10 protein-coding genes are annotated in these 9,828 nt (G+C 38.8%); 9 read left to right on the top strand and 1 reads right to left on the bottom strand.

Annotated features, from left to right (window positions below; translation table 11 throughout):
• The 9 genes from HMPREF9200_RS08350 to HMPREF9200_RS07655 all read left to right on the top strand — a co-directional run.
• Positions 1–72, top strand: a 72-nt coding sequence (locus HMPREF9200_RS08350; RefSeq protein WP_303733755.1) for a uracil phosphoribosyltransferase, incomplete at its 5' end; no start/stop codon positions are given.
• A gap of 71 nt (positions 73–143) precedes the next feature.
• Positions 144–1,520 carry a DNA repair protein RadA gene (gene radA / locus HMPREF9200_RS07690; RefSeq protein ID WP_009354157.1) on the top strand — a complete coding sequence of 459 codons (1,377 nt, stop codon included), beginning with the start codon at positions 144–146 and terminating at the stop codon, positions 1,518–1,520.
• An 82-nt stretch (positions 1,521–1,602) separates the two neighbouring features.
• Positions 1,603–2,736: a PIN/TRAM domain-containing protein gene (locus tag HMPREF9200_RS07685; protein ID WP_009354155.1), complete on the top strand. Its 1,134-nt coding sequence runs from the start codon at positions 1,603–1,605 to the stop codon at positions 2,734–2,736.
• 12 nt (positions 2,737–2,748) lie between these two features.
• Entirely contained in the window at positions 2,749–3,915 is a 1,167-nt protein-coding gene (ispD, locus tag HMPREF9200_RS08775; protein WP_009354150.1) for a 2-C-methyl-D-erythritol 4-phosphate cytidylyltransferase, read from the top strand.
• A 3-nt stretch (positions 3,916–3,918) separates the two neighbouring features.
• On the top strand, positions 3,919–5,358 hold the full coding sequence (gene gltX, locus HMPREF9200_RS08770; protein ID WP_009354156.1) for a glutamate--tRNA ligase: 1,440 nt from the start codon (positions 3,919–3,921) through the stop codon (positions 5,356–5,358).
• 24 nt (positions 5,359–5,382) lie between these two features.
• A complete protein-coding gene (gene cysS / locus HMPREF9200_RS07670) occupies positions 5,383–6,831 on the top strand; it encodes a cysteine--tRNA ligase (protein ID WP_009354149.1) in 1,449 nt (482 codons plus the stop codon).
• A gap of 22 nt (positions 6,832–6,853) precedes the next feature.
• Positions 6,854–7,279, top strand: coding sequence for a Mini-ribonuclease 3 (locus tag HMPREF9200_RS07665; RefSeq protein ID WP_009354151.1), 426 nt, complete (start codon positions 6,854–6,856; stop codon positions 7,277–7,279).
• A 610-nt stretch (positions 7,280–7,889) separates the two neighbouring features.
• On the top strand, positions 7,890–8,609 hold the full coding sequence (gene rlmB / locus HMPREF9200_RS07660) for a 23S rRNA (guanosine(2251)-2'-O)-methyltransferase RlmB (RefSeq protein WP_009354154.1): 720 nt from the start codon (positions 7,890–7,892) through the stop codon (positions 8,607–8,609).
• A gap of 10 nt (positions 8,610–8,619) precedes the next feature.
• Positions 8,620–9,156 carry an NYN domain-containing protein gene (locus HMPREF9200_RS07655; protein ID WP_009354153.1) on the top strand — a complete coding sequence of 179 codons (537 nt, stop codon included), beginning with the start codon at positions 8,620–8,622 and terminating at the stop codon, positions 9,154–9,156.
• Between the two features lie 179 nt (positions 9,157–9,335).
• Here the strand turns inward: HMPREF9200_RS07655 and rpsT are convergent, their stop codons facing one another.
• Positions 9,336–9,596, bottom strand: a complete 261-nt coding sequence (gene rpsT, locus HMPREF9200_RS07650) for a 30S ribosomal protein S20 (protein WP_009354152.1) — start codon at positions 9,594–9,596, stop codon at positions 9,336–9,338.
• Positions 9,597–9,828 lie beyond the last annotated feature (232 nt).

Here is a 9,828-nt window from a genome sequence, read left to right as displayed (position 1 = left end):
AAATTAAATGACCATGGATATATTTTACCTGGTCTTGGTGATGCGGGAGATCGTATTTTCGGTACGAAATAAACGGTGTTGCCCGAAGAGTAGTGCGCGTTTCTTTTCAGTGACGCGCATTATTTTTATAAGAAAGGGTATATATGGCTAAAAAGAAAACAGTTTTTTTCTGCTCAGAGTGTGGAAATGAATCATCGAAATGGTTTGGTCGTTGTACTGCTTGTGGTGCTTGGAATACGGCGGTGGAGGAAGAACTGCAACCGGAAGTTAAAACAAAGTATGTAGCGTCTTATCGACCGGTAAAAGATGAAGATAACAAGCCCAAGGCTTTGACAGAGATTGAGGTAGGCGCTATTGCCCGAATTACTTCTGGATATGGAGAAATTGATCGTGTTCTTGGCGGGGGTATTGTACCTGGTGCGTTAATCTTGCTAGGTGGGGACCCAGGTATTGGTAAGTCTACCTTACTGTTACAAGTGTCTGGTCGTATTGCAGAAGAGTCAGGTAAAGTCCTATATGCATCTGGAGAAGAATCAGATATGCAGTTAAAGCTGAGAGCTCATCGACTAGGTATCAATTCTTCCAATCTCTTAGTGCAAGCAGAAACTAATTTAGATACCATATTGAATGAAGCTAAACGAAGTCAACCAATGTTACTTGTGATTGACTCTATCCAAACTATGTATGTAGGTTCTGTAGAATCTGCACCGGGAAGTGTCAGTCAAGTTCGTGAATGTACAGCAAGATTGTTACGCTTTGCAAAAGATCAAGACATTCCAGTCATCATCATTGGTCATGTTACCAAAGATGGTACTATCGCAGGACCTCGTATGTTAGAGCATATGGTAGACGTAGTATTGTATTTTGAAGGAGAACGGTCCTATCAATTTCGTATTTTACGAGGAATTAAAAATCGATTTGGATCTACATCGGAATCAGGATTATTTACCATGGAAGAAGAAGGGTTAGGTGAACTCCTCAATCCATCAGCGACTCTATTAGCAGAGCGATCAGAAGAAGAAACAGGATCTGCCATAATGGCTTACTTAGAAGGAGTACGACCTATCTTGGTAGAAGTGCAGAGTTTAGTGGTATCCACTGCCTTTGGTATGCCACGAAGAACCGCTATTGGATATGATTTAAATAAGCTGATTTTACTTCTAGCAGTATTAGAAAAACGCTGTGGCTTTACCTTAGGTAACAAAGATGTTTATGTTACTATTATTGGGGGCTTAAAAATTAATGAACCTGCTTGTGACCTAGCCATGGCAGTAGCCATAATTTCTAACTTAAAAAATAAGCCTGTACCTCCAGATATGGTGATATTAGGTGAAGTAGGCTTGACAGGTAATATTCGTAGTATTCCAAGAATAGAACAACGAATTGCGGAAGCTAAGAAATTAGGGTTTAAACAATTTGTAATTCCTGCTGGAAATGTAAAACAACTAAAAGGAATACAAGAAGGTATCTCTATACAAGGGGTGACTAGTATTCAAGAAGTGATGAAAAGTATTTTCTAACCCTATGTGCGAAGTCTTTACTATGAAGTATTCATTAGAATTACACGTAGGGATAGTATACTAAAAAAGAGGAGGTGACCATATGATTTATAAATTATTGCGCTATGCTATTGCTATTTTATTTGGCAGTATGGGGTACGTCGGAGCAGATGCACTATCAACACTTATGGTATCTATATGGGATGAAAAGATGCTGCAAATGGGTGTATTTGGAATCTCTGCAGTGATGATATTGTACTATTCCATAAGTATCTTACTAGCAGCTTTTATCGGTTATTTAGTGTCCCAGTTTATTTTGCGTATAGGATTAAGAGTAGCAAAACAAATTGAACGTATTTTAAGTCGAGTTCCTAGTCAACAACTAGTAGCTGGCACGATAGGATTATTATTTGGACTCATTATTGCTAATTTAATTGGTATGGCTTTTGAGCGTGTACCAATTATTGGCTCATACTTACCTATCGCGCTTAGTGCTGTATTGGGATATATAGGGATTCGTTTGGGGATGGATAAAGGGCCAGACTTATATAAAGCTATGGTATCTTATACGTTTAGAGGATTGCTCAATAAGGGTAGATCACCTAAAGAATCAAAAGTAAAAGAAATCCGAACTTGTTCTGCTAAGGTCTTAGATACATCGGTTGTCATTGATGGTCGAATTTTAGATATTGTGAACACAGGATTTTTGGAAGGTCCTTTCATAGTGCCTGTATTTGTACTAGAAGAATTACAAAAATTGTCTGATTCTGCGGATACTTTGAAACGTAATAAAGGCAGACGAGGGTTAGACTTACTACAGACAATGCGTGAAAAATTAACAGAATCTATGGAAATCATAGATTTTGATTATGAAGATCTATCAGAAGTAGATTTGAAATTGATTCGCCTTAGTATGGATAAACATTGGAAGCTCATAACTAATGATTTTAATCTGAATAAAATAGCTACCTTGCAAGGAGTTGGGGTGTTGAACCTGAATGATCTGGCAAATGCTATTAAGCCAAAAATGACGAGTGGTGAAACCTTACTAGTACGTATTATGAAAGCTGGTAAAGAACCACATCAAGGAGTTGCCTATTTAGATGACGGTACTATGATTGTTGTGGAAAATGGTGTAGACTATGTGGATCAAACAGTAAATGTAGTAGTTACCTCTGTATTACAAACTAGTGCGGGACGAATGATTTTTGCCCGTGTAGAGGAATCAAATTCCTAGAAAGGGAGTACCATGATTAGTTGTATCTTATTAGCGGCAGGTGCAGGACGCCGAATGGGCTATACAGAGAATAAAGTGTGTATGCCGTTAGGACAGTATACAGTGTTACAATGGAATTTACATCACATGAAACAATGGGAAGGCTTGGAAGAAGTCATTGTGGTTGTATCGGAAGAAGATCAACTCTCTATTCAAGAACAAGTAGAAGCTATGCAGGTACCGTGGATGGTACAATATGTGATTGGCGGTGCAGAACGACAAGACTCTGTAGCTGCTGGACTTTCACAAGTATCGAATGGAGCAGAGATTGTATTAGTGCATGATGGTGCAAGACCATTAGCGAACAAGGAGTTAGCTCATCGAGTGGTTGAGGGGGCTAAAGTATATGGAGCTGCAGTGCCAGCCATTCCTGTAGTAGATACGATAAAACGTGTGAATGCAGAGGGATATGTAGAAGAAACATTAGTACGTTCTGAATTATATGGAATGCAAACACCACAAGGGTTTCAAACTGCTATTTTGTTAGATGCTTATGTATATGCGGAAGAACACAGATATAAAGGAACCGATGATGTGTCTTTAGTAGAGTTTCAAGGAAACCCAGTGCACATTGTAGAAGGGGATAGAAAAAATATTAAATTAACAGTCCCTGAAGATGTGGCAATTGCTAAGAAGTATTTAGGAGTAGAATCTATGATGCGTATTGGTTATGGTTATGATATCCACCGTTTCAAAGAGGGACGACCTTGTGTATTAGGAGGGGTAACTATCGATAGCCCTATTGGTCCTGATGGGCATTCTGATGCGGATGTGTTGATTCATGCCCTTATGGATGCTATGCTAGGGGCTGCAGGTATGCGAGACATTGGCTATTATTTTCCTCCAGAAGATGATGCTTTCAAAGGGATTTCTAGTAGGCTATTATTAGAAAAAGTGGTACAATTATTAAAGGACTCAAATTTTGGAATCTACAATGCAGATATCATGGTCATTGCAGAAGCTCCAAAATTGAAACCTCATATTGAAAAAATGAAAGAAAATCTAAGTGTGGATTTAGGCATCCCTCTTAGTAGAATTAGTATTAAAGCAACGACAAATGAAGGGTTAGGTGCCTTGGGAAGAACAGAAGGTATAGCCGCACAAGCTGTTGTTTCAATGTATGAAAGAGAGGAGTTATAACTCATGAAAGTTCGTTTTGCACCGAGTCCAACCGGTCCATTTCATATTGGTGGAGCTCGTTCCGCATTATTTAACTATTTATTAGCTCGCAAGGAGCAAGGTACATTCTTATTGCGCGTGGAAGATACTGACCAAGCTCGTTCTACTCGTGAAAGCGAAGAAAATATTAAGGCTGCTCTTAAATGGCTTGGTATGGACTGGGATGAAGGTGTTGACGTAGGGGGCGAAGCAGGTCCATACCGTCAAACAGAACGCTTAGATATTTACGATCAAGTGACGAAACAATTATTAGAATCTGGTAATGCTTACGAATGTTATTGTTCTCAAGAAGAATTAGATTCTGTTCGGGAAGAACAATTAGGTCGTGGTGAAACACCTAAATACAATGGACATTGTCATCATTTAACAGAAGAACAAAAAGCGGCCTACAAAGCAGAAGGACGTAAACCAACTATCCGATTACGTGTTCCATTGCATGAAACAGTAGCTTTTGATGATATGGTTCGTGGTCATGTATCCTTTGAATCTAATGGTATTGGGGATTTCGTTATTGTTAAATCTGATGGGATTCCAGTCTATAACTATGCCGTTGTGGTAGACGATCATACAATGGGTATTTCTCATGTTATTCGTGCGGAAGAACATTTATCTAACACACCACGTCAAATCGTGATCTATAAGGCTTTGGGTTGGGATGTACCAACATTTGGTCATATTTCCTTGATTATGGGCAAAGATGGCAAAAAAATGAGTAAGCGACATGGTGCTACCTCTGTTGAACAATACCGTGAGTTGGGATACTTACCAGAAGCGATTGTGAACTTCTTAGCCTTACTAGGCTGGGCTCCTGAAGGTGAGGAAGAACTATTCACTAAGGAAGAGTTGTGTCAAAAATTCTCTATGGATCGAGTGGCAAAAAATCCAGCTGTCTTTGATATTGATAAATTGAATTATATTAATTTCAATTATATGAAACAATTGACACCAGATGCATTATATGAATTATGTTTACCTCATTTGGTAAAAGCTGGCTACGCTAGTGAAAGTCCGTCTACAGAGGAACAAGCATGGCTCACAATGCTTTGTACTTGCGTGAAAGACCATATTAGTTATGGTGCTCAAATCGTAGATGAAGTAAATATGTTCTTCCAAGATGATATCCTAGAAGATGCAGAACATGCAGAAGAGATTGCAGCTGTGAAAGCAGAAGAATCCTATCCAACAGTAATTGGGGCTTTTAAAGAAAAAATTGAAGCTATGGATGAGATTACCCCAGATGCTGTCAAAGCAGCAATCAAAGCGATTATGAAAGAAACAGGATTAAAAGGCAAATTTGTATTTATGCCAATTCGCATTGCTACCACAGGTCAAATGCATGGTCCTGACTTGAATTATATTATTACCTTATTTGGCAAAGAAAAAGTACTTCGCCGTTTAGGCTAAGTGCATACAAGGAGGCTATTTCTAATGAGAGAACTGACCGTTTTCAACACGATGACTCGTGAAAAATCAGTATTCCAACCTGTGAAAGAAGGGGAAGTTAGCATCTACGTATGCGGTGTAACACCATATAATCATCCTCATATTGGTAATGCACGTCCTTTTGTGACATGGGATACCATTCGTCGTTATTTGAGCCATGTAGGCTATAAAGTAACATATATACAAAACTTTACAGATGTGGATGATAAAATCATTAATACGTCTAATGGTGAAGGGGTAGCATGGAATGTAATCTCTGATCGCTATATTGATGCATACTATGATGTAATGGATGCATTACATGTGCGTCGTGCCGATGTATATCCTCGTGTGTCTACGCATATGGAAGAAATTATTTCCATGATCACTACATTAATCGACAATGGCTATGCCTATGCAGTAGATGGTGATGTGTACTATCGTGTAGAGAAATTTGAGCATTATGGTAAACTATCTGGTCGTACGTTAGACGATATGGAAGCTGGTGCTCGTGTAGATGTAGATGACCGTAAGGAAAATCCAATGGACTTTGCTTTATGGAAAGCGGCAAAACCAGGCGAACCATTCTGGGAAAGCCCTTGGGGGCAAGGTCGACCAGGTTGGCACATTGAATGTTCTGCCATGAGTCAAAAATATTTGGGCGAAGAATTTGACTTCCATGGCGGTGGATCTGATTTAATCTTCCCTCATCATGAAAATGAAATTGCCCAATCTGAAGGATGCTCTGAACACCATCCAGCTGTACGTTATTGGGTGCATAATGGTTTCATTACGATTAATCAAGAAAAAATGAGTAAATCCTTGAACAATTTCTTCTTGGTGAAAGATATTTTAGAACAATATAGTGCAGATGCATTGCGTTTCTTCTTGTTGAGTACACATTATCGTAGTCCATTGGACTTCAGTGATGAACGCTTAGATGAAGCGACTAAGGCTATTGAACGATTTCAAACCGTGATTGACAACTTACTGTACTTAGAAAGTCGTCCAGAAGGATTGTGTGAACTAGAAGCAGCAGAATTATTGAAAAATGCTCGTAACTATGAAGAAGAGTTTGAAGCAGCTATGAGCGATGATTTCAATACAGCCTTAGCAACAGCACCAATTTATGGTTTGGCAAAAGAAATTAACATCTATTACCAATCTGTTCAAAGTTGTGATGGCACTGTATGCCATAGCACTATTGGTGAAGTTAAAGAGATCTTTAAAATGATGTTAGATATTCTAGGTTTATTAGAAGAGGGCTGGAAAGGTCAAGAAACTAGTAACGAAGAATACAATCAATTAATGGAAGTCATCTTGAATATTCGTCAATGTGCTCGTGAGCAAAAACAATGGGGCATTGCAGACTCCATTCGTGATGAATTGGCAAATATTGGCATCATCATTGAAGATTCCCCACAAGGGGCACGGTGGAAAAAACGTGAACTTTAATCGATATAAACAGCTACGATCTATGACGATTGATAAATTAAAATCTTCAGTGAAAGTAGAAGCAAATGGAGAGGGTCCTTTAGAGGACTCTCTTATGCTTGCTTATATTGGGGATGGTGTATATACCTTATTTATCAGAAATCGTGTAGTAGAAACGGGCATTACAAAAACACAAATACTTCATGATGTAGTGACGTCATTTATCAATGCAAAAGCACAGGCGAAAGTATTACAGGCATTAGAGCCAACTCTGACAGAGGAAGAGTTATTAGTGGCAAAACGGGCTCGCAATAGTAATGTGCATGTACCGAAAAGTGCCAGTGTACAGGAATACCGCATGAGTACAGCATTTGAGGCGTTGTTGGGGTATACCTATCGCAAGGGGGATGAGGAGAGACTTACTACTCTCATGGAATTCGCTTTTACTGAAACGTTGTCACGTATGTAGCATGAATATAAATACGCCATAGGCTTTCATTAATTAACTTGTATTGAAGTCTGTGGCGTTTTCTTAATCTGTGGAATGGAAGAGCACGGCATATTCCTTCAGAAACGGCATTTCATGATGTTTCTTCAGGAACACACCGTGCTCTTCTAGGTCTTCAGCTAATCATCAAAAAGCTACAGACTTCTTATAGCAGATACAAATATATCTTCTTGGAAGTCTATGGCGTATTTCTCTAAAAGTATATAGGATGACAACCTTTCAGCAGATGGTGCTCAGGTGAAAAGGGAAGAGCACGGTATACCCCCTCTCAAACGGCATTTCATGATGTTTGTTCGGGGGCACACCGTGCTCTTCTTGTGTTTTCTGAATTAACGACAGATGAACGTGACATGGCATAGAATATGTTTTTTCATTGTACTAGTGGGTGTGACAACGTTTCAGGGGGGCGCTCATGTCTTATTTTGGGGTTGTCCTCTTTTAATGGTATAATAGAGTAATAGCTAGTAGTGGCTAGTTTTTATAGATTCTAATGATATGACATAGATGCTATGTAATAGTAATAGCTTAACTAAAATAGGTAGTATTACTGTTGGGAAGGTTTGAGGTTTTCATGGATACGTTTATTGTAGGTCGTAATGCTGTGCGTGAGGCGCTGAAGTCGGATCGAGGGATTCATCGTATTTTAGTGGCAGAAGGTAAGCAAGGTGGCTCTCTTTCGGAGATATTGGGTTTGGCAAAGTCTAAGGGTATTGAGGTTCGTCGCGTGAAGGAACGGGATTTACAGAAGTATCCTAGTGACGTGCCGAATCAAGGTGTGGTAGCCTTGGTGAATGCAGTGAAGTTCCAAGAGTTACAAGATGTATTGCTGGCATGTACGGAAGAACATCCGTTGTTAATTTTAACGGATGGTGTGGAAGATCCTCATAATATGGGGGCCATCATTCGTACGGCAGAGTGTGTTGGTGCTACGGCTGTATTGATTCCCAAACGTCATAATGCGCCTATTAATGCGACGGTAAGTAAAACCTCTGCAGGGGCTGTAGAATCGATTCCTTTGGTGCAAATTGGTAATGTAGCACAGACCATTGAGCAATTAAAAAGTCAAGGATTCTGGGTGATGGGTGCTCATATGGATGGGACTGTGATGTATGATGTCAATATGACAGGTCCTATTGTATTGGTCATTGGTAATGAGGGAAAAGGTCTAAGTCGATTGACAAAGGAATTGTGTGATGTATTGGTAACGATTCCTATGTTTGGAACCATTAACTCATTAAATGCATCGGTAGCAGCAGCGGTCCTTTTATATGAAGCGAGACGTCAACGATAATAGGTATACTATGAAAAAAGATATTTTAATTGTAGATGGGTATAATGTTATTTTTGATTGGGCTGACTTGAAATCACTCAGTAAGGAGTCTTTAGAACATGCCCGATTAGAATTACGTCATAGATTACTCAATTATGGGACCTATAAGGGATATAAAATTATTCTTGTATTTGATGGTAAGCACGCACCTTTTACAGCAGATGAACAGCGTATATCTGCAGATTTTATTGAGGTCTTTACGGGTACTCATGAGACGGCAGATGCCTATATTGAGCGTGAAGTATTTAGTAAAAAGGGTCAATATAAGACAATCTACGTCGTAACAAGTGATGGGGAAGAACAAAGCCAAATTTTAGGATTTGGAGGATTACGCATATCAGCACGTGAATTACGTCATCAAATTGACTTAGCTAAACAAGAAGAACGTAAACGATATACAGGTTATCATCAACGTGATGCTATGACATTACAACGTAATGAATTAGGTGCACATATTGATGGGGATGTGGCGGAAAAACTTGAACGAATGCGACGAGGGGAGCTATGAAAGTAGCTCCTTTTGTTATAATTGCCTTGATAATTTTTATAGAGGAATACTAGAATCAGTAGATACATGCATACATACTAGTATCTTACGGTGGATCTAGAATATTGAGGTGATATATAAAAAAGAGGGTTAACTAAGAGAAATGGTATTTCTCCTTGTTAACCCTCTTTTAGAGTTCATTATAGAGCATTTACTTTAGCTGCTAAATTGGATTTTTTGCGAGCTGCAGTATTTTTATGAAGAACGCCTTTGGAGGCTGCTTTATCAATTACGCTTGTAGCATGAACTAGTGCTTTTTTAGCTTCTTCTACAGCGCCTGCTTGAGCAGCTTCTACAGTCTTACGAGTAGCTGTACGAATTTGAGATTTTACAGCAGAATTTTTCGCACGACGTTCAGCATCCGTTTTTACGCTTCTAATACTGGATTTAATATTTGGCAATTGAGTCACCTCCTTGTGATTTACTGTATTATTACTAAAGTAGTATATCATAGGGCGTACAGTTTTGCAACTATTTTTATATTTACTCTAAGGAATATTGGCTTATATAGCAAGGGTTCATACAGGAATAACCTATATTTTCATCACTCATGAGAGCAGGAAATATGATATAATTAAGGATACATAAATCTATTAATAGGAGATGTTTATATGAAAAAATTAATGGTTATAG

The sequence above is a fragment of the Veillonella sp. oral taxon 780 str. F0422 genome (genome assembly GCF_000221605.1).
In the GTDB taxonomy this organism is placed as follows: Bacteria; Bacillota; Negativicutes; order Veillonellales; family Veillonellaceae; genus F0422.
This window is presented reverse-complemented; position numbering and strand designations above follow the sequence as displayed.

Excerpts from the sequence above, each read along its gene's own strand:
- ispD (WP_009354150.1), top strand. The coding sequence starts at position 2,749 with ATGATTAGTTGTATCTTATTAGCGGCAGGTGCAGGACGCCGAATGGGC.
- radA (WP_009354157.1), top strand. The coding sequence starts at position 144 with ATGGCTAAAAAGAAAACAGTTTTTTTCTGCTCAGAGTGTGGAAATGAA.
- HMPREF9200_RS07685 (WP_009354155.1), top strand. The coding sequence starts at position 1,603 with ATGATTTATAAATTATTGCGCTATGCTATTGCTATTTTATTTGGCAGT.
- gltX (WP_009354156.1), top strand. The coding sequence starts at position 3,919 with ATGAAAGTTCGTTTTGCACCGAGTCCAACCGGTCCATTTCATATTGGT.
- rlmB (WP_009354154.1), top strand. The coding sequence starts at position 7,890 with ATGGATACGTTTATTGTAGGTCGTAATGCTGTGCGTGAGGCGCTGAAG.
- HMPREF9200_RS07665 (WP_009354151.1), top strand. The coding sequence starts at position 6,854 with ATGACGATTGATAAATTAAAATCTTCAGTGAAAGTAGAAGCAAATGGA.
- cysS (WP_009354149.1), top strand. The coding sequence starts at position 5,383 with ATGAGAGAACTGACCGTTTTCAACACGATGACTCGTGAAAAATCAGTA.
- HMPREF9200_RS07655 (WP_009354153.1), top strand. The coding sequence starts at position 8,620 with ATGAAAAAAGATATTTTAATTGTAGATGGGTATAATGTTATTTTTGAT.